Raw genomic sequence first — 25,683 nt, 5'->3', positions numbered from 1 at the left:
ATTAAAAGATTATAGGTAATATCGTTCAAACCGTTATCCAAAAATAATAGCAATTGTCAGTATGATATTACCTGATCATTCACTGGCTCGCTTAGAATAAATATACCCATCGCCATAAATAGCGGCGTCGATAAGCGCATGTAAAACAACAATACCAAGGCGCTCATTATCAAGGTAAACCAAACGGATAGTGACATGCCAATCCCGAGTAGACTGACAAAAATAGCCGGAACACAGAGCAAATGGATTTTCTTATTGATAAGATTTTGATGACTGACCGAGTACTCACTGAGCCACTGCTCAAGAGTGCGCTTGGACATTCGCTTTTGCTGAGTAACAAACATACTAACCTCCTTGTTAGTAAATGAATGATAGTAGATAAATAAAGTAAATGGCTTACGACTATAGTCGATTCCAAATAAAGTAGATACATCATGTTTTAACGCGGCACTGGTATAAATTTTTCTGGCGTGCTGTGCCTGCGCAGACAGAGGCTGCAAAAAATTCATTCCAGTCCCGCTGTATCGTTTTTATACTGGGCTTACGACTACCAGTTGTAGCACTAATCTAAGCAATCCGCCATTTTATCTATTAGACGCTATAGTCGGGGCGGTTCAAATTGTTATTCTCTATCCACCATGTATATCAATGATAATTTTTTAGGTTGGTGGCATAAAATATAATAGCTAATTCTTATTAGAAAATAATGAGATTGTAACAAAAGATGTAATATATGAGAAACAAAGTAGTTATTGAAACAATTTGAAATAACTATTTAAAATCAGTGGTTTACGCGTATTAATGAGAGGTTAGAGTAAGCTTAAGTAGCATAAATTCACAAAGCACGTCTATATAGTCAACAGAGAAAATATGAATGATTGCTATACTTATTCATAAGTTCAAGGAAATAATAAAACGGACGAATAAAAAGCAACTATAATGTTTTTAGGAACTCAGTTTTTAGAGATAATTTGTAAAAGAAGTAAGAGATACCAAGATATAGAATGTTCATAAAAATATAAATAATATAAAAGAGGTATTTGATTTGGCTAAGTTAGCAAAATTGCATCGTTCACAGAACAATCGCATGATAGCGGGCGTGATGGGTGGCATTGCAGAATATGTCGGTTGGTCACCAACGTGGGTGAGATTACTATTTTTTATTATCTCAACCTTGAGTGCAGCAGTACCTGGTATTTTGATCTATATTATTTTATGGATCGTTATGCCTAAAGCAAGCAGCCAGTCTTATCGGTAATGCATTGATTTATAAGAATTGATTTATAATAGTAGTGATAAAGTAAAAAATACCAATAAGAAATAGTCGTGCCCAAAAAAACAAAAAGCCTGATCAATCAGGATGCTCGAGACATACCTTTCCTCCTGCCCAGATGCTCGCGCATTTGGGTATTTTTTTTGTTTATCATAATGACTGTCTTTAGCCCTAGGTTTTAGTCATTAATTGCTTACCAAAATTGATATCGCTGCCTGATATATAAATTTAGTTCAGGTAAATATAGATAAAATCGTCAATTTTTAGTAAGGTGAGCAGGCAAATAGCATCGTTGCTGCGTAAGCGATACGAGCGCTATCAAAGATTTATCTTATAACACTCATTCACAGTGGCTTTACTATGACAACCCAAACTATGACGTCTCAAACTATGACATCCCAAGCGAAGAACGCCGAACCGATGACCTTTCAAGATTTAATCATAACCTTACAGAATTATTGGGCGGATAAGGGCTGCGTTATCTTGCAGCCTTATGATATGGAAGTTGGCGCAGGCACCTTTCATACGGCGACGTTTTTGCGCTCATTAGGTCCTGAGCGTTGGAATGCTGCTTATGTGCAGCCATCACGTCGTCCAACCGATGGTCGCTACGGTGACAACCCAAACCGTTTGCAACATTATTATCAGTTTCAAGTCGTGCTCAAGCCCAATCCGCCCAATATCCAAGAGCTATATTTAGGCTCGCTTGAGGCAATTGGTATTGATCCATTGGTGCATGATGTGCGTTTTGTTGAAGATAATTGGGAGTCACCAACGCTAGGTGCGTGGGGACTTGGTTGGGAGATTTGGCTAAACGGTATGGAAGTGACTCAGTTTACATATTTCCAGCAAGTGGGCGGTATTGAGTGTTTCCCCGTGACAGGCGAGATTACGTACGGTCTTGAGCGTCTAGCGATGTATGTACAAGGCGTCGATAGTGTTTATGATTTGGTTTGGGCAGATGGTGAGTTTGGTCGTGTTACTTATGGCGATGTCTTCCATCAAAATGAAGTTGAGCAGTCTACCTATAACTTTGAGCACGCTGATGTGCCGATGATGGGGCAAATGTTCGACTTCTATGAGCAGCAAGCAGATAAGCTGGTTGAAGCCGGCTTACCATTACCAGCTTACGAGATGGTACTGAAAGCCTCGCATGCCTTTAATTTACTTGATGCACGCGGTGCAATTTCAGTCACTGAGCGTCAGCGCTTTATTTTGCGCGTACGTACGCTGGCACGCAAGGTTGCCTTTGGTTATGTTGAAGCGCGTGCAAAACTGGGTTTCCCATTGGCAGACGAGGCGCATCGTCAAGCGGCGCTTGATAAGTATTTGCCAAAAGAAGAAACCGTTGAGAGTATAGAAAGCAATCAACCTACCGATAACAGCCAATCTACTAATAACAATAAATAGGAGCATCCCATGAGTACCATTTTATTTGAACTGGGGTGTGAAGAGCTACCTCCAAAAAGCCTAAAAACTTTACGTGATGCATTGCAGCAAAGCTTCATTATACAGTCAGCCGCAGCTAACATTACCTTTGATAGCATCAAAGCCTTTGTGGCACCGCGCCGTTTAGCGATTCAGATTAAAGGTATTAGCGCTAAGCAGCCGGATCGTACTGAAGAAAAACGTGGACCTGCGATTAAAGCGGCGTTTGATGCTGAGGGTAATCCTACTCGTGCGGCGATGGGATTTGCAAAAGGCTTGGGTATTGAAGCCAGCGAGTTGACGACTATTAACACCGATAAAGGTGATTACGTCGGTTACGTACAAACTGTACAGGGTCAAGCGACCACTGAGCTGCTGCCTACTATTTTTCAGACCGCGCTTGATAATTTGCCAATTGCTAAGCGTATGCGTTCAGGCGCGAGTCGCAATGAGTTCGTCCGTCCAGTACAGTGGGCAGTATTGATGCAAGATGATGCTGTCATTAATGCCACTATCCAAGGTCATCAGACTGGAAATCAAACGCGTGGTCATCGCTTCCATAGTCCTGATTACCATACTATTGCGCATGCCAACGATTATGAGCAACTACTTGACGGCTTAAAAGTTGTGGCTGACTTTGATAAGCGTCAAATGCTGATTAAAAATCAAGTCAAAGCCTTGGCAGACGAGGTCAACTCTGACGCTATCGTACCGCAGAGCTTGTTAGATGAAGTCACTGCCTTGGTTGATTTTCCAATTGCGCTGCGTGCCAGCTTTGAGCCGCGCTTTTTACAAGTGCCACAAGAAGCGCTTATCTCTACCATGCAAGCAGATCAAAAGTATTTTTGCTTAACGGATAAAGAAGGCAAATTGCAGCCATACTTTATCTTTATTACCAATATTGAATCTAAAGACCCTAAGCAGATTATTGAAGGTAATGAGAAAGTTGTGCGCCCGCGTTTGGCTGATGCAGAGTTTTTCTTCTTACAAGATCAAAAGCAGCCGCTATTTGTATTGACTGAAAATCTTAAAAACCGTGTGTTCCAAGATAAGCTAGGTACGATTTGGGAAAAGTCTGAGCGTATTGCTAAGCTTGCTGCTTTTATTGCTACCTTGATGCAGCAGCAAGGGCAAGAGATTGATATCAATGAAACGGTGCGTGCAGGCATTTTGTCCAAAGCAGATTTGGCAAGCTCATTGGTCGGTGAGTATCCTGAGTTGCAAGGTATCGCTGGTACTTATTATGCGCGTCTGAATAATGAGCCTGAAGCGGTGGCAGCAAGTTTAGAAGAGCAATATTTGCCTAAGTTCAGCGGTGATGTATTACCAAAGACAGCGGTTGGGATTTGCTTAGCATTGGCAGATCGCTTAGATACGCTAGTGGGTATTTTTGCCATTGGTCAAGCGCCGACTGGCTCAAAAGACCCGTTTAGCTTACGTCGTTCAGCAATTGGTATTTTGCGTATTTTGATTGAAAAGCAGTTGCCCATTAATCTAGTGGCGTTGGTCGAACAAGCGATTAAAGGCTATAGCACTAGCGACGGTAGCAAGATTGCCAAGATGGGTGATACCTTTACTCAAGTGATGGCGTTTTTAAATTCGCGCTATCGGGCGATGTATACTGAGCAAGGCGTTAGCGTCGATACCATTCAGGCAGTACAGGCGATTAATCCGCACATGCCGCTTGATTTTGATCAGCGTATTCGTGCCGTTCAAACGTTTAGCGAATTGCCACAAGCGTCGATGTTGGCGGATTCAAACAAGCGCGTTGCGAATATTTTGGCGAAATCTGAAGGCGCGGTAGCCAATGAGGTTAATGCATCGCTACTGACTGAGGAGGTTGAAAAGTCTCTATATCAGACGGTGCAACAAGCGCAATTGGATGTGATGCCATTACTTGATACTGCCAACTATACGCAAGTACTGCAGACCCTGGTCAGTCTAGATGCGCCATTGACGCAGTTCTTTGCTGATGTGATGGTGAATAGTGAAGATGCAGCACTTAAAGCCAATCGCTTAGCGCTGCTTAAGCAAGTGCGTGCTTTATTCTTGACGGTCGCCGATATCAGTGAGTTGCAGTTATAATATCGTAAGTATAATTGCCACCTCATTTAATTTCTAAAATAAAAAACTGGCTCAATGTAGCCAGTTTTTTATATGATTATTCTGAAGTGTTGCGTTTAGAATGTATTCAGCCATATTTGAAGGAGCGCTGCCGTGTTAGCTGTTATCATTATCATTATCATCATCTGGGTTTCGATGTGGGGGTTTTATAAGTTTATGTACCCGCGCGCGCCCAAAAGTATGATGCCCAAAAAAGGCGATATCATTACACCGCGTCAATGCGCCTTTTGTGGCAATAGCTTGGCTGAGTATCGTGGTGTGCTTGAAAGCGCTGTTAATGCCGATACCCATACAACGTCAGAGAGTATTGATAAATCAGCATCTGGCGAGCTGTTCTTTTGCAATTATGAACACCAAGCAGATTTTCATGCAGGTAAGGTTTATCAGCCATAAGTATAAAAACAGGCTTATCTATCGTTGAAATACTTTAAAGTCGCTACCGTATTGCTGGTGTCATTTTTTTGCAGCCTCTGTCTGCGTAGGCACAGCAAGCAAGAAAAATTTGCACCAGTAGTACGTGTTGTGTTGTATTGTATCGATATTACTTTTCACCGACTATAGGTTTTAAAAAACGCTTAGTTTTAGTGACTAAGCGTTTGATGTATTTATAAGCATCATGAACAGTATTGGCTTATAAAATAGAATGAGCGTCTTGAATAACTTTATTTAGCAAAGCCATAGACTGCTTATCCTGTTGCCCATGATCTTTTTCGTTTCTTTCATGAGTTTGGATTTTCTCATATAAATTTAAGCAGCATAATACCAATAAGCTTTCTTGGCTAAGACTCGGTGCGTCTCTTTTTAGATTGAGTGCATAGTCGTTGATATAAGAAACTGCTGAACGTAACTCTTCTTGTTCATGTACTGGGCAATAGATAGGATAGGTCACCCCTGCTATTGCAATATCTACTTTCTTGATTTGCGGCTCAGGTGCGCTATTTACTTTAGCAGCGGCGCTGCTTTGCATATTTGCATTATTTGATACAATTTTTTGTGCCTGACTATTTTCTACTTGAGATTTTTTTACTGGGCTATTTTGCAGCTGTTTTTCTGTGATTTTGTTATGGTTGTCGGTCATGATAAATCCTACAATGTCTGGTCAATAAAGTGGAAGAGGTATGCTGTTATAGTGAGCGTTTGCGAGCTTCATTAATAAAAATAGTGATAATTTTCAACTACAAGCGACTACTGGCTCTCTGTTTGATCAATACGGGTTAAGCGTTGTAATACCACTTGTGTACGCTCCGCTGCCAATTCATTCTTCTTTTTTAAGTCACTGTTTTGCTGCTTAATATCGCTATACTGCTGCTTTAATTCATTGTTATGCTGTTTCAGGTCATGATTTTGTTGTGCTAGCAGCTCAACCTGCTTGTGTAATTTATCTTGCTCTTCACCTATCATGTGGTGCGCTTCAGCTAAGTTTTGGTAGCGCTTATCAAGATCATTAAATTGTTTTTTGGCGCCATCACGTTCTGTATAGCTGCCATCAAGTTTGGTTTTTAGGGCGCTAAGCTCTTTTGGATCGGTAAGGGGTTGTTGCTTGAGGCTGCTAAGTTCAGCACTGACAAGCTGATACTGTTTTTTGATGTCGAGTATCATTTTTTCTAATATTCTAAGTTGGTCATACATGGTCAGTTTTTATCCTTAACAAATAAGCGTGGATGAATGTTGTTGTCTGCGTTTAATAATGCCATAGGTGACCGCATAATATCTATACCAACAAAGTAATTACCAGCAGTGGGCTTGATCTATTTGCTTTTATGAATCGCTGCCTTGTCAATAACATCGTGCTGCGTTTATTTTTATTTTTATTTTATAAGCAATTATTAACTATCAATCATTAACCATAAATTATTAGGACATCTATTATGAATGACAATATCTCTGGCTGGAATACTTGGCTAAAGGCTTTTGACGACTGGACTGATGTGTCTATCAGTGAGGTACATGGTCTAATGACGGGGCTGATGACTGCTTGTGATGCGCCTGATGAGCAGGTATGGGCGAAGGTATTTGAAGAGCTGAGTTTTGCGCCACTACCTGACGAAGCGTTGACCTTGCTGACCGAAGAAGCCGAAGACACGGTATTTCAGCTAAAAGACAAAGATGACGCTTATTCTTATACGCCGCTTGTGCCAGATGATGAACATGACTTATACGAGCGCGTAATGGCATTGAAACAGTGGGCAAATGGGTTTATGACCGGCTTTGGTATCACCGATTGTCGTCTGAGCAGTGAAGAAAATGAGATGCTTACGGATTTGGCAAAAATTGGTGGCATTCGCTTAGAGGATGATGAGGATTTTGAAGGCGGCGAAGAGTCTTATTTGTACATTTATGAGTTTGCACGTATGGTACCAGTGAGCTTTGCCACTCGTCAGCGTAAGCCTGTTAAAGACATTGCGTTGATTGCAGGACTGGCTATCGATGCCAAAACCACTAAAGAGTTACAAGCAGAAGGTAAGCTGACAAAACCGATGCCGCCAGTCATTGATGTGATGAATCAGAACAATCCATCGTAAGTCAGATTCGTCATAAACGGTTTGATAGGATGTGGTGTAGTATATGTAAATCCTAATAAGGACTGTGATTTGCAATAAGCTAATAAAAGGGGGACTGAGATGATAACTGACAAAGCTATGATTCATTTACGCCGCTCTATTGAGCTTGCTGCCGCTCATGTGCCAGTTGAAGGTCCGATTGCCGGATTAGATACAGAAGTAAAAGCGCTGCAACAACGCGCATTCCAAAGAGACTAAGATTTTTTATCTTGTATCGTACTAAGGATGTTCTATGACGGTATCAACTCGTACTGATGGCATACCCCACGCTATAATGGATACTGATTATCCATCAAGTAGCGTTGACTGGCTCACAAGGCTGATTGTCTTTGATACGGTCAGTCGTCATTCAAATTTGGCATTGATTGAAGACGTACAAAGCTATTGTGAGCAATTAGGCTTAACCGTAGATTTGACCTTTAATGATGCCAAAAACAAAGCCAATTTATTTGTCACAGTACCAGCAGGTGACAATGCTGATATCGTCAATCATGGTTTGGTGTTATCTGGTCATACTGATGTGGTGCCAGTTGATGGTCAAGAATGGACATCAGAGCCATTTACTGCGACGATTCGTGGTGACAAGCTATATGGACGCGGTGCTTGCGATATGAAAGGCTTTATTGCTTGTGCGCTGACACTATTGCCAAAAGCGGTACAGTTATCGAATAGAGGTCAGTTGCGTCGTCCGCTACATTTGGCGTTATCATTTGATGAAGAGGTTGGCTGTTTGGGCGCACCCTTAATTTTGGCAGACTTAAAGGCACGTGGTATCACCCCTGATTATTGTATCGTTGGTGAGCCCACCAATATGGCGATGGTCGTTGCTCATAAAGGCATTGCCGTTTATCGCTGCCGCGTGCATGGCAAATCAGCACATTCGTCATTGACAGCGACAGGTGTGAACGCCATCAGTTATGCCAGTCGTTTGATTGGCTATGTTGATACCTTGGCGGAAGAGATCAGTCATCGTGACGATAATGATGCGCTGTTTGATGTGCCTTATTCAACATTGTCTGTTGGCACCATAAACGGCGGTACAGCGACCAATATCGTGCCCAATCTATGTGAGTTCACCTTTGATTATCGCAATCTGCCACATATGACACAGGAGGATATCCTCGCACCGATTCAAGCCAAGGTTGCAGAGTTAAGCGCACAAATGCAAGCGCGCGCGCCAGAAACTGGCATTGAGCTGATGCAAGAAGAAAGCGTGCCGGCAATGACTGATAATGAGAGCAGCGAGCTACAAGCAATCATAGCCGCACTGACAGGCGATAGTAAACGTCACAAAGTTGCTTATGCAACCGAGGGTGGACAGTTTACCAATAGCGGCATCCCAACGATTATCTGTGGACCTGGCAGTATTGAGCAGGCTCATAAAGCCGATGAATATGTTGAGTTAAATGAGATTGAGCGCTGTGATAGCTTCTTACAGCGTCTATTAGAAAGTTGTACTACGGATAAATAAACCGCGAGGTTTCGATCGTGGTTGGTATAATATACCCCGTCTTTATGGCGGTGTTTATTTTTTTAGTGGTGTATTCAGTTCAAAATAAAAAGGTAGGGGTTGGTTGATGTCTTGGCATCTGTTTTTGGTATTTTTCGCAAGTACGTTTTTTATCTCAGCGACACCGGGTCCGAATATGCTACTGGCCTTTCAATATGGCATTAATTATGGGATTAAACGGACATTGTGGACGCTGGCAGGTCTTAGCCTTGGGCTGTTTATCCTGTTACTCGCAACACTGCTTGGACTCGATGTCATTAGCCGTCAGTCACCTTGGTTATTGAGTGTAATCAAGACCGTTGGTGCTATTTATCTTATCTATTTGGGTATGGCTTCATGGCGTGATAGTGGTAGTAATAGCAGTTTAATGAATGATGCCGATATGATGAGTGCAGAGGTTAGCGCTGAGTTGGCAATAACGCCCAATCAGACTGTGACAAGTAGCCATTCTGATAAGCCCATGCCGTGCTCGCTCGCTAGTGCTGCGGTCAAGATGGCACCTAGTAATGGTACGTTGTTTCGCACCGGTATGTGGGTCTCACTCTCTAATCCAAAAGCAATTTTATTTTTTGCTGCCTTCTTTCCTAAATTCATCAATTTTAGTGCGCCGCTATGGCCGCAATATATTATGCTCACCTTAGGGCTGTTTTTAAGTGAGACGATTTGGCAGATAGTATATACATTAGGCGGTAAAAAACTGGCAGGTTGGTTAGATGTTGGTGATAGATTGGCGTGGCTCAATCGTGGTTGCGGGATAATATTTATATTAATTGCCGCCGCTTTATTGGCTGATGTGTTCAATAGTTTTATGGTATAGCAGTCGGTGAAAAGTAATATCGATACAACACGTACTACTGGTGCAAATTTTTCTTGCTTGCTGTGCCTACGCAGACAGAGGCTGCAAAAAATTTACACCAGCAATACTGTAGCGACTTTAAAGTATTTCAACTATAGTTTTATGGTATAGAAGTCGTACTGTGCCGTTTTTAAATAAGAAAAAAAGCCGCTCGCTATTGAATGGTGAACGGCTTTTTCGGCTGTTTTATTTAAAAAAACGCTTAAGCTAAAACTGCTTCAATCTCGCCTTTGACCATATGCGGGCTGACAAAGTCAGTAATGCGTACACTGACGATTTTACCGAGCAGCTCGTCCATTTTATCTACTGCATACGGGAACATCACGGTACGGGTATTATCTGCTGTACCAATGAGACAATCAGGATGACGATTGGCCACTTGTTCAACCAATACGCGAGTCGTGGTGCCGACCATCTCATGAGTTTTGGCTAGCGTTGAATCGATAATGACTTTTTGAAATTCCGCCAAGCGCTCTTTCTTAGTTTTGAAGCTCACATCATCAGGCAGTTCTGCCGCTGGCGTTCCTGGACGCTTAGAGTAAATAAAGCTATATGAGTGATCAAAATTTAATTCTTTTGCTAGAGTTAAAGTATCTTGAAAATCTTGGTCGGTCTCACCTGGGAAGCCAATGATAAAGTCGCTAGATAAGTGAATATCAGGACGTATGGCTTTCAGCTTATTGATCTGATTGATATAAACATCAATAGTATGGTTGCGCTTCATTGCTGCCAATATCGTATTTGAGCCACTTTGTACAGGTAGATGCAGGTGTGATACCAATTCTGGCAATTGCGCATAAGCGTCAATGATATCGTCGGTGAACTCTAGCGGATGGCTGGTAGTGTAGCGAATACGCTCAACGCCATCGACGTGTGACACATAGTGCAATAGCTCAGCAAAACGGCAAATATTGCCATCATCTTTTTCGCCGCGATAACCATTGACGTTTTGGCCTAATAAATTGATTTCACGCACACCTTGTGCCGCTAAACTGTCAATCTCAGCCAATACGTCGTCAAGTGGACGTGATAATTCTTCACCGCGTGTATAAGGTACCACGCAAAATGAGCAATACTTTGAGCAGCCTTCCATGATAGAAACAAAGGCTTTAAACCCTTCTACTCTAGGCTCTGGTAAAAAATCAAACTTTTCAATACTTGGAAAGGATACATCCACTGTACCGATACGGTTTTTTGGCGCAATCTCACGCTGTTGATGTGATTGGTCATACAGCTCTGGTAAACGGTGCAAGGTTTGTGGACCGAAAACCATATCAACATAAGGCGCGCGCTTTTGGATGTTATCGCCTTCTTGTGAAGCCACGCACCCGCCAACACCGATGACAAGGTCAGGGCGTTTCTCTTTGAGTTTGCGCCAGCGACCCAATTCTGAAAAGACTTTTTCTTGGGCTTTTTCGCGAATGGAGCAAGTATTCATTAGTAGTACATCGGCTTCGTCGATATCATGCGTCACTTCCATGCCATGTGAGTCGCCAAGCACATCAAGCATTTTTCCCGAGTCATAGACGTTCATCTGGCAGCCTTGGGTCGTGACAAATACCTTCTTGGTTGCTGATTTTACAGGAGCTTGTGCTGAACTTAGTTCATTGAGTGCGGTGACGGCAGGCGTGACAGCAGTAATGTCAGAGGCAGCAGCGTCATCGATGCGGGGATTAAATACAGTAACACTCATAAGGATAAGTCCATGATTGACCAAAAATATAGCGGGGTAGCCGATTAACAGGTGGCGTATTTTATCACAACCCTGCGCTAATGTGAAAAGTTAGCGTCTGTTCATTATTATAAGTAGATCGGATTATTTATAATAGTATCAATTGCTTATCGGTAATCATTTAGCTATAACTAAGATGAGTAATGATTGATGCTTATTTGTGCGCAATAACACCTTCGTGTTACGCGGTGCTATCCAATTTATTAATGAAAAGTAAAGCTTATGGTTGAAAGTGCAATGAGTATAGTATGATGAATGCCACCCTATTAGCGTCATTGAATAAATCATGATTTCTATCTATCTGTCTAAAACATCTATCTAAAATAGCTGTTTAGAAATCTATTTTCTACACACCTTTTTTAGAATTACCTTGTTAGAGTCACTTTTCTCAAAGCCTTTTTAAAATATTATTTAAGACACATTATAAAAGAGAGTCAGTATGAAAAAGCCGCAGGTTGCTCCTGATATGATTGATAAAAACACCTATCAAAATGAGACGCACAAGAGGTCTAAAAAAATGACGCTTAAAAAAAGCGCACTGAGCTTGGCAACGGCAGTGGGTGCCTTAGGCTTATCGCAAGTGGCTTGTGCAGAATTGACATGGGGCGAGGGCGGTAGTGCTGAGCAAGAAGGCAAATATCAAGTAGAGCGCTATCAGCCTGATGGTTATCAACCAAATAGTCAACCAAACAGTCAGCAAAGCACTTCTCAACCAAACAATGTGCAACAAAACAATGCTTATCAATCAGATAATGGTGTGGGTTCATTCACCGCAGCAGCCATTGCGGCAGAACGTGGCGATGTCAATGCGCTTTATAATTATGAGCAAGCTATGAGTGGTGGCTTATTTGCCATGTATCCTACTTACTGGCGGATGAATATAGATTTGAATTCGCAAAGCCCTGCGGCAGTGTCGCAGTTTGTTCGCCAATATCCAGATACGGCCATGGCAGAAAAGCTGGCTGCTGACTTTGCTGAAACTAAAGCAGGTTCAAATGATTATGCAGCAGTGCGACAAGTGGCAAATTTGATTACCAATGCAGATGATAGTGAGCGCTGTGCCGTTGCGCTTGGGTTTAATGATGGCGGCGATACCATGCGTGCTATGGCAGCAAAATCTGATGTCTGGTTGACCACCAAAAAACAGCCAGCCCTTTGTGATCAGCTAGGGCTTGAGATGAATAATAACGCCCTAATTAGCAATCCAGAGAGAGTCTCTCGCCTCAAACGTATGCTGCGTACAGGTAAAACGGGCGATATCATAGCACTGTCTTCGCGTTTGGGCAGCTCTATTCCTTATGCGTCACTGAGTGAGATTCAGCTCAACCCATCATCGTTCTTTGGCCGTTTTGCCCGTGAGCCTGCTAGCCAAACCAATCAATATTTGTATTTATATGCCATGGGGCGTGTCGCTGAAAAGTCTTATCGTGAGGCGGCGTTGCAGTTGGATTTTGATATCAAGCAAGACAATCAGCGCTCAGTTAAATTATTAAATGATGATACCCGTCGCGCAGCCTATCGTACTCTTGGTGTACAGCGCATGAATCACAATACCGATGATGGCTTTAACGTTGAAGCAGTCGACTGGTTCCGTAACAGCTTAGATAATGACTTTAGTTTTGAAGAAGCAGAATATTATGCCATGGCAGCGATTCGCTTTAGTCGTTGGGATGATGTGGTCGAAGCCATCTCGAGAATGGATGCCGAAACTCAAAAAGCCAATCAATGGCAATATTGGCTGGCGCGCGCTTATGAGCAATCAAATGATGGCAGCAAGCGTAATACCGCTAAGAAAATGTATCAAAATCTTGCCAAAAGTAATGAGTATTATGGTTTGATGGCAAAAGAAAAAGTCGGTCAACGTTTTGATGCCAGCCGTTTGGGTGGTAGTAACTTACCTAATGTCAGTAGCGAGGGTCGTGCTCGGGTCATGCAAAATCCACATTTTGCCCGCGCATTTTCTCTATATAACGCTGATGCCAGCCGTTCTTATGCCAATCGTGAGTGGAACTGGGCGGTAAAAAAAGCACGTGATAACCGTGATGAAGAATTAATCATTGCAGCAGCGCGTCAAGCTTATGATATGGGCTGGCTTGACCGTGCGATATATGCCATTGATAATACCGACAATGTAAACAGCCTTGCGATATCGCATCCGATGCCGCATCAAGATGCTGTGGTTCGCTACAGTCAGTCTGCCGGTATCGATCCCGCTTGGGCATATGGTATCATGCGTCAAGAGAGCCGATTTGTAGCCTCTGCGCGCTCAAATGTTGGGGCAAGTGGACTGATGCAAGTCATGCCAGATACCGCAAAATATATCGCCCGTAATTTGGGTGAGACATACAGCGCAAGTCGTGCCAATAGCGGTGATACCAATATTCGTTATGGTACGTGGTATATGGGTGATATCTTTGGAAAGTTAAACAGTCAGTCTGTATTGGCAACGGCGGGCTATAATGCTGGTCCAAACAACGCCAAGCGTTGGCAGCCAACCTATGGCTCATTGGCAGCGGATCAATATGTTGAATCGATTGCCTTTCCTGAAACACGAAATTACGTCAAACACGTGATGGAAAATGCCACCATCTATAGTAGCTTATTGGATAATGGTCAGCCAATCACCCAGCGTATGGGTACCGTACCTGCCGCATTTTGATTTGAATAATAGGAAGAAACCATTAACGATAAAAGGTTAATGGTTTTTTTACAGCTGCAATTTGTTAGTTTAGTAATCGTATTTTGACGACCAAATTTTTTCAATAATGAAGATGGTTAATATATAGTCGGTGAAAAGTAATATCGATACAACACGTACTACTGGTGCAAATTTTTCTTGCTTGCTGTGCCTACGCAGACAGAGGCTGCAAAAAATTTACACCAGCAATACGGTAGCGACTTTAAAGTATTTCAACTATAGATGATTCATTTATCATGCATGTTTACGTTTTTGCTATAGATTAACAGAGGTATTTTGCTACCATTGCTGTCATTATGAGTGATTTTTTTATAAGGTGTTTTTGAGTTAATCAATCGATGCTTTGAGCCTGATTAGCCAATTTGAATAATATTATCCGAATCTAGAAGCTATTTTGCAAAAGCTGATTTTTATTATTACTCAATACTTTACTTTCATATAATAAAAAATACCTCAATCTGCCCATATCGTCGCGTATTAGGCGTCGGTTATTTCTTCCAACCAGGTGGGCTTGATGCCAAAAACAGTGATGCCAGAGTACGTAAGTAACAATATGATGAGTAAACAGCATAACAGTAAAGGCTGTATGGCTATTAGCATCGCTGCCTTGCTATTGCTGCAAGGGACGCTATCTCTGCCTGCCCAAGCAGCTAACGCGAGTAGAACTGGTCAGCGCGTATTAATGATTGAGATGACACCTGCCTTATGTAGCTTGCAACCGACACGTTCGCGTATGCGTCAGTGCCTAGAAGGGTATTCTTTGACTGTATCAGGTTTGGACATGGGTTATGGAGAACGCTGTGGACGCGGTAGTGAACCGCGCATAACACCGCTACAGTTAAAAGTCGTTAACCGTATCATGCCCGATACCACAGTACGCACTCAAGCGTGGCAACGTTATGGCGCTTGTAGTCCATTAAGCTCCAGTAATTATTTCCGCCAAATCATCAACTACGCAGGCGCTCTAAAGCTGCCAAATGAGCTTAATACAGGTAACAGTTATACCGTATTAAAGTCTCGTTTTATCGGTCAAATGACCAGCTTAAATAATGGCATGACTCCTGCCAATATCGATTTAATTTGTCAGGCAGGTACGCAGCGCCAAATGATATTGACGGATGTACATGTCTGTTATGAAGGGAGTAAGTTTGGTAATTGTCATAATGTCGTGGACAATTGTGGTAGTAAATTCGTCATTTCAGGCGGTAAATAATACGTCTTTATCTTATCTGGTTATCTCTCCTTTCATATCACGAACCTTGTCCGTAACATATTCCCATCCTGCTATAGTCGATTCCAAATAAAGTAGATACATCATGTTTTGACGCGGCACTGGTATAAATTTTTCTGGCGTGCTGTGCCTGCGCAGACAGAGGCTGCAAAAAATTCATTCCAGTTCCGCTGTATCGTTTTTATACTGGGCTTACTATATATAACCTGCCAATATTTTATCGTATAAAATGTAACAATATAGTTAGGGATAGGTTTCTTGTTTTATCTAGACGCTTAATAGACTGAAGTGCTACACTAGCTGCCGGTTTATGACTACTGTATTCAGCGAATAAGTCGCTATCTAAATCATGAATTATCTAATCAATAATGAGGGAGTATTCAATGTCAATGAAACAGCCTGTGCGCGTTGCCGTGACTGGTGCCGCTGGTAATATCAGCTATGCTATGTTATTTCGTATTGCTTCTGGTGAAATGCTAGGTAAAGATCAGCCAGTGATTCTGCAATTACTTGAAATCGCTCCAGCACTCGACGCCCTAAAGGGTGTGGTCATGGAATTAGAAGACTGTGCATTCCCATTATTGGCTGGAATCGTCCAAACTGATGATGCGACCGTGGCTTTTAAAGATGTCGATTACGCATTACTTGTAGGCTCACGCCCTCGTGGTCCTGGTATGGAACGTAAAGATTTGCTAGAAGCCAACGCTGCGATTTTCTCAGCACAAGGTAAAGCATTGAATGATGTTGCAAGCCGTGATGTTAAAGTATTGGTTGTAGGTAACCCTGCGAACACTAATGCGCTAATCGCACAGCGTAACGCACCAGATCTTGACCCACGTAACTTTACTGCTATGACTCGCTTAGACCATAACCGTGCAATGGCACAGTTGGCTGGCAAGACTGATAGCACGGTTAATGACGTGAAGAAAATGATCATCTGGGGCAACCATTCATCAACTCAGTATCCTGATTTGACGGCGAGCACTGTAAACGGTAAGCTTGCGTTAGATTTGGTTGATCGTACGTGGTATGAAGGTACTTATATCCCAGAAGTACAACAACGTGGTGCTGCTATTATTAAAGCGCGTGGTGCATCATCTGCCGCTTCTGCAGCCAATGCTGCTATCGCTCATATGCGTACTTGGGTACTTGGTACTGATGAGAACGATTGGGTATCAATGGGTGTATATTCAAACGGCGAATACGGTATTGCCAAAGGTTTGATCTACTCATTCCCATGCACTTGTACTAACGGTGACTGGTCTATCGTTGATGGCGTTGATGTGTCATCAGCATTCTCAAAAGAGAAAATGGCAGCCACTGAGCAAGAGCTTAGCGAAGAGCGTGATGCAGTAGCGCACTTACTACCGTAAGCTTCTAGCTTAAGTTTAGATTAGTACTGTTTATATTCAGTACTAGACGTAAAAAGCCCTCATTTATCATGAGGGCTTTTTTTGTTTGAATTTTGGCGTGCTGTCAGCATTCTTTATATTTTATTGAGAGCCAGCTTAATCATGCAGCTTATTTCCACCTAATTCTTAAAGGTTAATACAATTGATAACGTTAGATAAACAGTTATTCAAATAAAGCTTGCTACAATAAACGGGTTGATTTAAATAATAAGCACAAGCAAATTTGTGTCATTTGAGGAGAAAGTTTATGTTAGGCAAACCTGAATATAATATGAATGAGCTATTTGCTCAGCTGGGTCTTGATAGCTCTGATGAGGCGATTGATCGCTTTATTAAAAACAATCAATTGGTAAAAGAAGAGAAATTAACAGAAGCTAGCATTTGGAATGACAACCAACGTATGTTCTTACAAGAAGAATGGGAAAAAGATGCGGCGTGGGTAGAGGTCATCGATGATTTGAATGTACGCTTGCATCCATAGGCGTAAGCTATCAGCCAGGTAATCATGTCAGCTAGGTAATAACAAACAAGCTGCTCATAAACCAGCCATTAAACGTTTTATGGCTTAACCGTCCGTTTGCTTTGCGCGCCATTCAATCAATTCTTGTACATCATGATGAATACCTTCTTTTAGCGCATCCAAACTTTCGTAATGGCGTTCACCATGCAAGTAATGCAAAAAACGCACCTGCAAGGTTGAACCATATAAGTCGGCTTGCAGTTCTGGAAAATGCACTTCTAAACGCCACTCATGGGTTTTGTCGACAGAAGGTCTGGTGCCGATATTGGCAGTACCAAACAGGCTATGTGCTCGCAAACCTGTTATACCTTTATGGTTATTATCTGCACGTTTGTATAAACCGTCTGGTATAACATTGCCATCCTGATCAAGGCTGACGACATCGACTGCAAAGATGCCGTGTAAAGCAGGTTTCATGCGCTCTAAGTCAATATTGGCGGTTGGGAAATCCATGGTGCGACCAATTTTATCACCGCCAACGACCGTACCAGTAATGGCATAATCTCGACCCAATAAAGCGTTGGCAGCGTTGATGTCACCTGCCAACAATAAATCACGGATACGAGTAGAGCTGATGCGCGCCGCTTTATGACTATCGTCATTGACGGTGTGCAGATTGGTCACATGTAGCCCATAATCACGCAAAAACTGACTGTCACCGGTACGATCATGACCAAATTTGAAGTCATCACCCAATACCAAGGCTTGCACATTCAGTCGCCTCGCTAAGATATCTGCAAATGCCTGCGCTGATAATGAGCGAAATTCGTTGTCAAAACCTGCCACAATCAAGGTCTCAACCCCGTATTCTGCTAGCAAAGCTTGCTTTTCGGCAAGGTTGGTTAAGCGGGCAGGAGCAGCCGCTGGCGCAAAGAACTCTCTTGGCTGTGGCTCAAATATCATAACGGCAGAGTTAAGTTTACGAGCCTTTGCAAGTTCGCGCACTTGAGCGAGCATGGCTTGATGACCCAAATGCACGCCATCGAAATTGCCAATAGTCAGCACACAGGGTGCTAAAGCTACTGGGTTGGTATGGGTAGGCGAAGCGTCTGAAGACGCCATCAGTTGCTCAAGAAAATAGGTGTTCATAAATGTTCAGCTATGACAGATGAAACCAGATAAAAAATGAAAAACACATCTGGATTTAAAATCGATGTGTTTAAAATCAGCCATTATAAAGTAAAATAGCCACACTAACATCCTATAGTCTGCTGATAATGGCAGAACGCTGCTATCCGTTTTACAGCATGGTTATTTTACTGGGCTAAAGCTTATTCGATTGCTGAGAGGTCGCTTTATAGGATGTTCAAACCATTAACGATGAATAACCCATTATAGAGGTGCTATGTCTGCGATAACAGCTAACCCGAATTCTAAACCTGTTTTTGATCGTACTAACTTGCCTACATTAACAAATAAGTTTGGCGATAAATTTATTGTACAGTTCGCAGTGGCAAGTGATTTAGTAGAAGTTTTAGCAATATATAATAAAAGTATTGCGGGCAAACAGGCAACAGCCAATCTGGAACCGGTGACTTATGAAGAGCGGGCAGTTTGGTTTGCAGAACATATCAATAGTGCAACGCGACCTATTTATGTCGTTAGAATGGCAAATATGGCTATGGAAAGCGAGATGGAGAAACAACTTTCGTCAATCATTGCATGGGGTAGCTTTAGCGATTTGTATGCGCGTCCGGCTTATCATATCAGCAGCGAGATTAGTATTTATATTCATAACGACTATCATGGTCAAGGACTGGGTAGCTTATTAGTACGCTGGATGTTGCATCAAGCGCCAAGCCTCGGTATTTATAATGTCGCTGCGCTTATTTTCGCCCATAACCAGCCAAGCTTGGGGTTATTTCGTAAGCTTGGCTTTGAGCAATGGGGTTTGATGCCACAAGTCTGTGATATGGATGGATTTATCGCTGATGTGGTGATGCTGGGTAAACGCCTTGCTACAGAGGATGTTACAGACGATATCAGAAATGGTTAGATCAATGATTGACAGTCAAAAGCTCTAACCCAATATTTTCCATTCGCCATCGATTTTTTGCAGCTCATAAGCCAAAGGCGCAGGCTCACTTTGACCTTTTAGTCTCAGCTCACCTGTAACGGTTGCCTTGGTTTTATCGCTATTGTACTTAGTGTCAATAATAGTGACAGCTTCAACTGTCTGCTTAAAGGCAAACTGGGTGTTTTTCAACTCTTCAGCGAAATTCTCCATATCGACTTTATAATATGACGCCGCTTTTTTAACGTCGCCATAATATAAGGTATCAAGCGCCAGTTTTACGGTATTTTCTGGGGTACCTGCTTGGGTTCGATTGGTTAAGATACTTGGCTCTTTAACAGCGGCTGCGATAGGGCTGATATCTTGACTGACAATGTCAGTATCAGGTATAGCTGCGGAATTATTGTCTATACTATTAGTATCAGTCTTATTAACATCAGTATTAGCCTCGACATCATCCGTACTCTTAGCGGTATCTACGGCAGATGGACTGTCTGTCGTCTCGTCCACTGGCTTGGTCTGCACATTATCATTATCGCTACAACCGCTTATCAACAGTCCAGCACTGAGTAAACCAGTCGCAAAAATCATAGGTAGGCGTTGAGCTGTAAGCTGCTGAATTGTCATATAAAACCTTAGTATTGAGTGATTTAACAATAAGCCATTATGGCAATTATCAGCATCATTCATTGTCAATTCTCATATTGAGCTTGTTCTGGTTTGGTAAACCAATAATTTATCTAGCACTTTTAACCATGTTTCAGATGGCGAGGACGGAAGCCTGTTGCCAATAATACTCCGCCGTAAACCAGCGCACCGACCGTACACATAATCAGTAGCGCAATCAAACGTTGCCACTGTGCCTTATCGGTTGGAAAGTACGGTAGCATGATATAAAGCACAGCGACCATGGCACTGGTAGAGATCGCAAACTGCGCAAACAGCTTTTTCCAGTGACTGCCAAAACGGAAAATATCACGCTTATGCAAGAAATAATATAATAAGCCTGCATTCACAAATGATGCGCCAGTCGTCGCAAGTGCGAGCCCGCCATGTAGTGGAATCTCAAGAAAGTAAAATATCCCAATAAAGATGACACTAAAAATCATATTAGCAAAAACGGAAATAATACCGATTTTGACGGGTGTGCGGATATCTTGACGAGCGAAGAAAGCAGGGGCAAAGACTTTAATCAACATAAAGCCCAAGATGCCACCTGCCATACTTTTTAGCGCAAGCGAACTCATTTGCGCATCACGTAAGGTAAATTCGCCGCGTAAGAACAGCGCTTGCATCAGTACATCAGAAAGTATAAATAGTGCTGCCGATGCAGGTACGCCGACTAATATAATTAAACGGGCTGCCCAATCGAGAGTCTTTTTAAAACTGACATCGTCTTTTTGGGCTTCACTTTTTGATAGGCTTGGCAAAATGACTGTACCAATTGCCACGCCAATTAAACCAAGTGGTAGCTCGCTCATACGCTCAGCGGCGTATAGCCATGAGACTGAACCGCCAATCATCAAAGAGGCAAAGATAGTGTTTAATAACAGATTAATCTGAGTAACCGATACTCCAAAGATAGCAGGTAGCATTAATTTTAGTATGCGCCTGACGCCTTCATGCTGGAAGTCGATTTTGGGCATGACCAGTAATTTTTGTTGCGACAATTGTGGCAACTGCAGTAGGAGCTGTAATAAGCCTGCAATAGCAACCGCATAACCGAGCGCCATAATGGGCGTCTCGAACATGGGTGCAAAAACCAGTGCGCCACCAATCATAGATAGATTGAGCAATACCGGTGCAAAAGCAGGTGCTGCAAAACGTCCATAGCTTTGTAAGATGCCGCTGGCAAAGGCAGTCATTGAGATAAATAATAAGTAAGGAAAGGTCAGTCGCAACAGCTCAGCGGTAATCGCAAACTTATTAGGTTGATCGGCAAAACCAGGTGCAAATAAAGTCACGACCCACGGTGCCATTAAGATAACCACCACGGTGAGCATCGATAAAATTAACAGCAGAGCACCTGAGGTGCGACTGACTAATATCTGTACCTCTCGTAAGCTATACTTTTCTTTATATTCGGATAAAATAGGTACAAAAGCCTGACTAAACGCGCCTTCAGCAAACAGACGTCGCAGAAAATTTGGTATCTTAAAGGCGACTAAAAAGGCGTCCATGAGACCACCAGCGCCAAAGACGCCTAATAATACAATATCGCGTACCAGACCTAAAATACGCGACAGCATGGTCATACTACTGACCACCATGGTTGAACGAAATAACCGACTTTTTGCCATGAGAACCTATTTTGCTAAGTTGCTTGCTGATTTACGAGAGTCAAAAAAAACTGACAGATTATAGCACTTTCATAACCTAGGTAAATGCATTGGATGTGGGATATGTAGTCGTCTATTCATTGAAACTTTATCCTCACTGAAGTAAGATTTAGTCATCAAGAAAGCAGGCAACCATCTTACGCAATTTCTTCCATTCAAAATAATCACCGGGGTCAGTTTTGCGACCGGGTGCAATATCGCTATGACCGGTCAGATGCCGACGGGTTTTGGGATACGCCTCATAGATTGCAACGATTGCTTTTGCCAATGCCTCATACTGCGCCGCACTAAACGGCACAAAATCCGACCCTTCAAGCTCAATGCCAATGCTATAATCATTACATTCGGCTCGACCAAGATAGCTCGAGCGACCGGCATGCCATGCGCGTTCGTTAAAATTGACAAACTGAGTCATCGTACCGTCACGCTCGATAAATAAATGCGCGGAAACTTCAGCGCCTTTTATCGTTTGAAAATAAGGATGGGCATCCCAGTCTAATTGATTGGTGAACAAAGCTTTGACGTAATGTATACCATCAGCGCCGCACGCGCCAAATTCACTAGGCGGTAAGCTGATATTATGAATAACAATCGTATCAATGCTTGTGTTTTGAGGTCGTTTATTAGCGTTCGGGGATGCAAGCCAAGTGGCTGCTGATAATTGACCCTCACTGATAGTCATCGATGATGCTATAGACATAATACTCTCTTTTATAATGGTTATTAATCAGCAGAAAAATGCGTTTTATCATAAATTTTGTATAAATAAATAGCAAATATATTGTCATTTCAGTATAAACCAGAGAGACGTAAATAAGATTTTGCTCAAAAGTCTATTGTTACTAATAAATGTTCAAGTTTTTTAATGAGTATCAGTCACGTGATAAGCGTATCACCTTTACAGTGCAAGATTTTACTTATGTCTATACAATCAGTTTCAAATCGTATTTTGCTGGATGATATGCCAATACAGCTCAGCCGGCGTGCACGTTTGCCATTGGCGATTGTTGGACTGCTGCTCACCGCGCAGGCACAAGCATTTTTACCAACGCCTGCCTCATTGGTAACGACTGGTGAGCTTGCGCTTAATACCGATACCAATACGGATAACAATGCTAAAGCCGGAACAGCTGCTGAAACAGGTGCAAAACAGCTGCTGGCTTTATGGCGTGAGCAGGCTAAGACAAAAAATCTTGCCCAACATACGACATGGCGACGCTTATTATATTTCTCTGATGAGAAAAAAGGGTTTTTTGGCAAAAATAAAGATACCAGCACGGTCGATGACGCTAGTTTCTTTTTAAGCGCAAATGGGCGTGAGGATTCAGGAGCTGAGCTGGATGCAATGCTTGTTGCCTTTGCTGATGAGATGACTAATACGACAAATAAACCTAAGGCTAATAATGCTGCTCAAACTGGTAATAGCAAATCTGCACTATGCCGTTTTCCAGCGCGAGCAAAATGGCTAAGTGATACCTTGGCTATTGATAAGTCAGCGATGCAGGTGACTTGTCCAGAGCTGACGGCATGGATGCAAAAACTGGCCCCTGAGCAGCTGTCTATTATGTTTGCGCAAGAGCACTTGGATAATCCTCTGTCTGCCTTTGCCCATACCTTACTGCGTATCGACTCAAAGGCAAGTGTGGTGGACCCAAGCCAAATTCATCATGCTTATGCGCTAAATGATACGGTCGATGGCGATACCGAAGATAACTTTGTACTGTACGCCACCAAATCTATGACGGGTGGCTATAGCAATCTGATTGAGATTGACCCTTATCCAGAAAAGCTGGCTAAGTATTTACAAGACGATGAGCGTGATGCATGGACGTATCGATTGGATTTAATGGCAGAGGAAGTTCAGCAAATCATATTGCACGTTTGGGAAACCAAGGATTTAAAATTGCCTTATTACTTTACCTCTGACAACTGTGCCTCTGAGATTTTGCGCTTGATAGATGTGGTACGGCCGCAGCAGCATTTATTAAGTCAGTTGCCTTATGCTGTTATTCCATCAGATGTGGTACAGCTACTGAATAAAGAAGGTTTTCTTGCCAGCACCAACTATACGCCGGCTGATAGTACCTTACGCCAAGCGCAATGGAATAAAGTCAAACAGCAGCGTGATCAGCTCGGCTATCACAATAGTGCAAAACAGACGCTTAATGAGATTAAGTCGGCGCCGCTCAATACGGTTTCGAGCATGTCAGCCGATGGACAGACGTTACTCAATCATCAGATTGCGGTCTCAGATACCAATCCTCTCAATCGACATCCGTTGCAAATGGGACATATCGGCATCGGTCAGCGTGGGGATAAGCATGGGGATAATAATTATATTGATCTTGGCGTGCGCGCAGGCTATCACGATACCCTTGATCGTCCGTCTGGTTTTCCGCAGTTTTTTGATTTAGAAGGTGCAGCAGCGACTTTGCGTTTATATGACACAAACAATGATAAACCCAGTCAGCCAAAAAGCGTGATTTTACAGAATTTGACTTTAATTAAAGGGCGTTCTTTTAATCCCGTCAATTCTGCCAAGAAGGGCAAGACGTGGGGCGCGAGTATAGAGGCAACGCGTGTAAACGATGGCTCGCAGCAAGATGGGACCGACCATCTGGTTGGGAGCTTGGGCTATGAATCAGGATGGTCATGGGCATTTGGCACCCTTAGCACAGGTACGGGCGAGATAGCGCCGCAGCTTTGCTATACGTTTTTGTCAGGAACGGCACAAACGGGACGCGGTATCAATAAAGGCTTTCGTGTTGGTGCAGGCGTGAATGCTGGTTGTCGTTATCAAATTAACAATCAGTTACGTGCGCAGGCTGAATTGCAACTGCCATATTGGTATCATGGCAGCAGCGATGACTCTAATGTGCGTGGTCATTATTGGCAGCCTATCTCGACCTTAGGTTTGCAATATGATATCGATAAAAAACAAGCATTACGTATCAATGCTAATTATGAATGGCAAGATCGTATCGACGCCAATGAAGATGTACAACTTTCATATAGACGTTATTTTTAGCGGCTAATAGTATTTAAGTAACAGCACTTAAGCGGCGTATAAAAGGCAGGCAGGAGCTATGATGAATACGCATAATATACTGATTATCGGTCAAGGGGATATTGGATTGCCAGTGACCAATAAGCTTGCGCAGAACGGTGTTAATGTCACAGGGCTGGCACGTCGTAAACGTCAAAATTATGCATTGAGTGATCATGCCAAATTTATGCAAGCAGATGCGTTGACGCTTAGCCCTGAGCAACTGCAAGACTTTACTCACATTGCGATCATCGTCACCCCTGATGAGTATTCGACCAGTGGTTATCACAACAGCTATTTGGCGATTAATCAGCATTTGGCGTTGCTTGCTGACAAACTATCCAATCTTCAGCGCGTTGTTTTTATTTCTTCAACGGGTGTCTATGGGCAAGACAATGGCGAATGGATCGATGAAGATACCGTGCCGATGCTGCCTGAACGCGAAGCCTCGCAGGTGATATTGCAAGCAGAGCAAGCGCTACAACAGGTTTTTCATGATAGAGCCATTATCATCCGCCCAAGTGGTATTTATGGGCGCGCGCGCTTAATGCGTGTGCGTAAAGCCAAAGAGCCACAAAAACAGCCGATAGCAGCTGGTGCATGGACCAATCGCATCATGGACTCTGATTTGGTCAATATTATCGCCAAGGTACTGACGATAAAGGCACCAAAGCCTATTTATATTGCAACCGATTATCTGCCAGTGACTTCCTTTGCGCTGACCACTTGGCTATCTGAGCAACTGGATGAAGCGCTGCCAGTACTTGACGATAAAAATAGCGTCATGACCGGAAAACGCTTGCATAGCAATATTCCATTATCGTGGCTGATGTATCCTGATTGGCAAATCGGTTATCAAGATATTTTGCGTCATCAAGATTGATAGCGTCACTATAGTCGATTCCAAATAAAGTAGATACATCATGTTTTGACGCGGCA

23 protein-coding genes are annotated in these 25,683 nt (G+C 42.7%); 15 read left to right on the top strand and 8 right to left on the bottom strand.

The window, feature by feature from the left end; translation table 11 throughout:
- Positions 1-56: 56 nt before the first annotated feature.
- A complete protein-coding gene (locus PSYC_RS09195; RefSeq protein WP_264622156.1) occupies positions 57-344 on the bottom strand; it encodes an Mpo1-like protein in 288 nt (95 codons plus the stop codon).
- Positions 345-1,045: 701 nt separating this feature from the next.
- Here PSYC_RS09195 and PSYC_RS09190 point away from each other — a divergent pair.
- From PSYC_RS09190 to PSYC_RS09175, 4 genes are all read left to right on the top strand, one after another.
- A complete protein-coding gene (locus tag PSYC_RS09190; RefSeq protein WP_011281035.1) occupies positions 1,046-1,258 on the top strand; it encodes a PspC domain-containing protein in 213 nt (70 codons plus the stop codon).
- A 390-nt stretch (positions 1,259-1,648) separates the two neighbouring features.
- Positions 1,649-2,683 carry a glycine--tRNA ligase subunit alpha gene (gene glyQ, locus PSYC_RS09185; protein WP_406621541.1) on the top strand — a complete coding sequence of 345 codons (1,035 nt, stop codon included), beginning with the start codon at positions 1,649-1,651 and terminating at the stop codon, positions 2,681-2,683.
- A 9-nt stretch (positions 2,684-2,692) separates the two neighbouring features.
- On the top strand, positions 2,693-4,786 hold the full coding sequence (glyS, locus tag PSYC_RS09180; protein WP_011281033.1) for a glycine--tRNA ligase subunit beta: 2,094 nt from the start codon (positions 2,693-2,695) through the stop codon (positions 4,784-4,786).
- A gap of 174 nt (positions 4,787-4,960) precedes the next feature.
- Positions 4,961-5,218, top strand: coding sequence for a hypothetical protein (locus tag PSYC_RS09175; RefSeq protein ID WP_011281032.1), 258 nt, complete (start codon positions 4,961-4,963; stop codon positions 5,216-5,218).
- A 238-nt stretch (positions 5,219-5,456) separates the two neighbouring features.
- Here PSYC_RS09175 and PSYC_RS09170 read toward each other — a convergent pair whose 3' ends face one another.
- Together PSYC_RS09170 and PSYC_RS09165 are read right to left on the bottom strand one after the other, a co-directional pair.
- Positions 5,457-5,903: a cell division protein ZapA gene (locus PSYC_RS09170; protein WP_011281031.1), complete on the bottom strand. Its 447-nt coding sequence runs from the start codon at positions 5,901-5,903 to the stop codon at positions 5,457-5,459.
- Positions 5,904-6,010: 107 nt separating this feature from the next.
- Positions 6,011-6,454 (bottom strand): hypothetical protein, encoded by a 444-nt coding sequence (locus PSYC_RS09165; RefSeq protein WP_011281030.1) that lies wholly within the window; start codon positions 6,452-6,454, stop codon positions 6,011-6,013.
- Between the two features lie 239 nt (positions 6,455-6,693).
- Between PSYC_RS09165 and PSYC_RS09160 the strand changes: the two genes are divergently transcribed.
- The 4 genes from PSYC_RS09160 (at position 6,694) to PSYC_RS09150 (ending at position 9,713) form a co-directional block, all read left to right on the top strand.
- A complete protein-coding gene (locus PSYC_RS09160) occupies positions 6,694-7,347 on the top strand; it encodes a UPF0149 family protein (RefSeq protein WP_011281029.1) in 654 nt (217 codons plus the stop codon).
- Positions 7,348-7,446: 99 nt separating this feature from the next.
- Complete coding sequence (locus PSYC_RS11595; protein ID WP_227500328.1) at positions 7,447-7,584, top strand: hypothetical protein; 138 nt, start codon at positions 7,447-7,449, stop codon at positions 7,582-7,584.
- 34 nt (positions 7,585-7,618) lie between these two features.
- Positions 7,619-8,857, top strand: a complete 1,239-nt coding sequence (gene argE, locus PSYC_RS09155) for an acetylornithine deacetylase (RefSeq protein ID WP_011281028.1) — start codon at positions 7,619-7,621, stop codon at positions 8,855-8,857.
- 106 nt (positions 8,858-8,963) lie between these two features.
- Complete coding sequence (locus PSYC_RS09150) at positions 8,964-9,713, top strand: LysE family translocator (RefSeq protein WP_011281027.1); 750 nt, start codon at positions 8,964-8,966, stop codon at positions 9,711-9,713.
- A gap of 241 nt (positions 9,714-9,954) precedes the next feature.
- Here PSYC_RS09150 and miaB read toward each other — a convergent pair whose 3' ends face one another.
- Complete coding sequence (gene miaB, locus PSYC_RS09145; RefSeq protein WP_011281026.1) at positions 9,955-11,445, bottom strand: tRNA (N6-isopentenyl adenosine(37)-C2)-methylthiotransferase MiaB; 1,491 nt, start codon at positions 11,443-11,445, stop codon at positions 9,955-9,957.
- A gap of 478 nt (positions 11,446-11,923) precedes the next feature.
- On the opposite strand from miaB, the gene PSYC_RS09140 reads away from it, so the two are divergent.
- The 4 genes from PSYC_RS09140 to PSYC_RS09125 all read left to right on the top strand — a co-directional run bounded on the left by PSYC_RS09140 (position 11,924) and on the right by PSYC_RS09125 (position 17,306).
- Positions 11,924-14,143 (top strand): lytic transglycosylase domain-containing protein, encoded by a 2,220-nt coding sequence (locus PSYC_RS09140; RefSeq protein ID WP_011281025.1) that lies wholly within the window; start codon positions 11,924-11,926, stop codon positions 14,141-14,143.
- A gap of 553 nt (positions 14,144-14,696) precedes the next feature.
- Complete coding sequence (locus PSYC_RS09135) at positions 14,697-15,395, top strand: ribonuclease T2 (RefSeq protein ID WP_227500327.1); 699 nt, start codon at positions 14,697-14,699, stop codon at positions 15,393-15,395.
- A 401-nt stretch (positions 15,396-15,796) separates the two neighbouring features.
- Positions 15,797-16,786, top strand: a complete 990-nt coding sequence (locus PSYC_RS09130; protein WP_011281023.1) for a malate dehydrogenase — start codon at positions 15,797-15,799, stop codon at positions 16,784-16,786.
- A gap of 286 nt (positions 16,787-17,072) precedes the next feature.
- Positions 17,073-17,306, top strand: a complete 234-nt coding sequence (locus PSYC_RS09125) for a DUF2789 domain-containing protein (RefSeq protein ID WP_011281022.1) — start codon at positions 17,073-17,075, stop codon at positions 17,304-17,306.
- A gap of 84 nt (positions 17,307-17,390) precedes the next feature.
- Here the strand turns inward: PSYC_RS09125 and ribF are convergent, their stop codons facing one another.
- A complete protein-coding gene (ribF, locus tag PSYC_RS09120; protein ID WP_049750954.1) occupies positions 17,391-18,407 on the bottom strand; it encodes a bifunctional riboflavin kinase/FAD synthetase in 1,017 nt (338 codons plus the stop codon).
- Positions 18,408-18,690: 283 nt separating this feature from the next.
- Here ribF and PSYC_RS09115 point away from each other — a divergent pair, with 283 nt between their 5' ends.
- Complete coding sequence (locus PSYC_RS09115) at positions 18,691-19,341, top strand: GNAT family N-acetyltransferase (protein ID WP_011281020.1); 651 nt, start codon at positions 18,691-18,693, stop codon at positions 19,339-19,341.
- A gap of 24 nt (positions 19,342-19,365) precedes the next feature.
- Here PSYC_RS09115 and PSYC_RS09110 read toward each other — a convergent pair whose 3' ends face one another.
- The 3 genes from PSYC_RS09110 to ampD form a co-directional block, all read right to left on the bottom strand.
- Positions 19,366-19,986 carry a hypothetical protein gene (locus PSYC_RS09110; RefSeq protein ID WP_011281019.1) on the bottom strand — a complete coding sequence of 207 codons (621 nt, stop codon included), beginning with the start codon at positions 19,984-19,986 and terminating at the stop codon, positions 19,366-19,368.
- A 122-nt stretch (positions 19,987-20,108) separates the two neighbouring features.
- Complete coding sequence (gene murJ, locus PSYC_RS09105; protein WP_011281018.1) at positions 20,109-21,659, bottom strand: murein biosynthesis integral membrane protein MurJ; 1,551 nt, start codon at positions 21,657-21,659, stop codon at positions 20,109-20,111.
- Between the two features lie 148 nt (positions 21,660-21,807).
- Positions 21,808-22,398, bottom strand: coding sequence for a 1,6-anhydro-N-acetylmuramyl-L-alanine amidase AmpD (ampD, locus tag PSYC_RS09100; RefSeq protein ID WP_011281017.1), 591 nt, complete (start codon positions 22,396-22,398; stop codon positions 21,808-21,810).
- Between the two features lie 219 nt (positions 22,399-22,617).
- Between ampD and PSYC_RS09095 the strand changes: the two genes are divergently transcribed.
- On the top strand, positions 22,618-24,726 hold the full coding sequence (locus PSYC_RS09095; protein WP_227500326.1) for an Lnb N-terminal periplasmic domain-containing protein: 2,109 nt from the start codon (positions 22,618-22,620) through the stop codon (positions 24,724-24,726).
- A 61-nt stretch (positions 24,727-24,787) separates the two neighbouring features.
- The gene (locus PSYC_RS09090; RefSeq protein WP_011281015.1) at positions 24,788-25,627 is read left to right on the top strand and encodes an SDR family oxidoreductase; all 840 of its coding nucleotides are present in this window, start codon (positions 24,788-24,790) and stop codon (positions 25,625-25,627) included.
- The last annotated feature ends 56 nt before the right edge of the window (positions 25,628-25,683 follow it).

Origin of the sequence: Psychrobacter arcticus 273-4 (genome assembly GCF_000012305.1) — a bacterium.
In the GTDB taxonomy this organism is placed as follows: Bacteria; Pseudomonadota; Gammaproteobacteria; order Pseudomonadales; family Moraxellaceae; genus Psychrobacter; species Psychrobacter arcticus.
This window is presented reverse-complemented; position numbering and strand designations above follow the sequence as displayed.

Coding starts and splice junctions, on each gene's coding strand:
- PSYC_RS09195 (WP_264622156.1), bottom strand. CDS start 344: ATGTTTGTTACTCAGCAAAAGCGAATGTCCAAGCGCACTCTTGAGCAG.
- glyQ (WP_406621541.1), top strand. CDS start 1,649: ATGACGTCTCAAACTATGACATCCCAAGCGAAGAACGCCGAACCGATG.
- glyS (WP_011281033.1), top strand. CDS start 2,693: ATGAGTACCATTTTATTTGAACTGGGGTGTGAAGAGCTACCTCCAAAA.
- PSYC_RS09175 (WP_011281032.1), top strand. CDS start 4,961: ATGTGGGGGTTTTATAAGTTTATGTACCCGCGCGCGCCCAAAAGTATG.
- PSYC_RS09170 (WP_011281031.1), bottom strand. CDS start 5,903: ATGACCGACAACCATAACAAAATCACAGAAAAACAGCTGCAAAATAGC.
- PSYC_RS09165 (WP_011281030.1), bottom strand. CDS start 6,454: ATGTATGACCAACTTAGAATATTAGAAAAAATGATACTCGACATCAAA.
- PSYC_RS09160 (WP_011281029.1), top strand. CDS start 6,694: ATGAATGACAATATCTCTGGCTGGAATACTTGGCTAAAGGCTTTTGAC.
- PSYC_RS11595 (WP_227500328.1), top strand. CDS start 7,447: ATGATAACTGACAAAGCTATGATTCATTTACGCCGCTCTATTGAGCTT.
- argE (WP_011281028.1), top strand. CDS start 7,619: ATGACGGTATCAACTCGTACTGATGGCATACCCCACGCTATAATGGAT.
- PSYC_RS09150 (WP_011281027.1), top strand. CDS start 8,964: ATGTCTTGGCATCTGTTTTTGGTATTTTTCGCAAGTACGTTTTTTATC.
- miaB (WP_011281026.1), bottom strand. CDS start 11,445: ATGAGTGTTACTGTATTTAATCCCCGCATCGATGACGCTGCTGCCTCT.
- PSYC_RS09140 (WP_011281025.1), top strand. CDS start 11,924: ATGAAAAAGCCGCAGGTTGCTCCTGATATGATTGATAAAAACACCTAT.
- PSYC_RS09135 (WP_227500327.1), top strand. CDS start 14,697: ATGCCAAAAACAGTGATGCCAGAGTACGTAAGTAACAATATGATGAGT.
- PSYC_RS09130 (WP_011281023.1), top strand. CDS start 15,797: ATGTCAATGAAACAGCCTGTGCGCGTTGCCGTGACTGGTGCCGCTGGT.
- PSYC_RS09125 (WP_011281022.1), top strand. CDS start 17,073: ATGTTAGGCAAACCTGAATATAATATGAATGAGCTATTTGCTCAGCTG.
- ribF (WP_049750954.1), bottom strand. CDS start 18,407: ATGGCGTCTTCAGACGCTTCGCCTACCCATACCAACCCAGTAGCTTTA.
- PSYC_RS09115 (WP_011281020.1), top strand. CDS start 18,691: ATGTCTGCGATAACAGCTAACCCGAATTCTAAACCTGTTTTTGATCGT.
- PSYC_RS09110 (WP_011281019.1), bottom strand. CDS start 19,986: ATGACAATTCAGCAGCTTACAGCTCAACGCCTACCTATGATTTTTGCG.
- murJ (WP_011281018.1), bottom strand. CDS start 21,659: ATGGCAAAAAGTCGGTTATTTCGTTCAACCATGGTGGTCAGTAGTATG.
- ampD (WP_011281017.1), bottom strand. CDS start 22,398: ATGTCTATAGCATCATCGATGACTATCAGTGAGGGTCAATTATCAGCA.
- PSYC_RS09095 (WP_227500326.1), top strand. CDS start 22,618: ATGTCTATACAATCAGTTTCAAATCGTATTTTGCTGGATGATATGCCA.
- PSYC_RS09090 (WP_011281015.1), top strand. CDS start 24,788: ATGAATACGCATAATATACTGATTATCGGTCAAGGGGATATTGGATTG.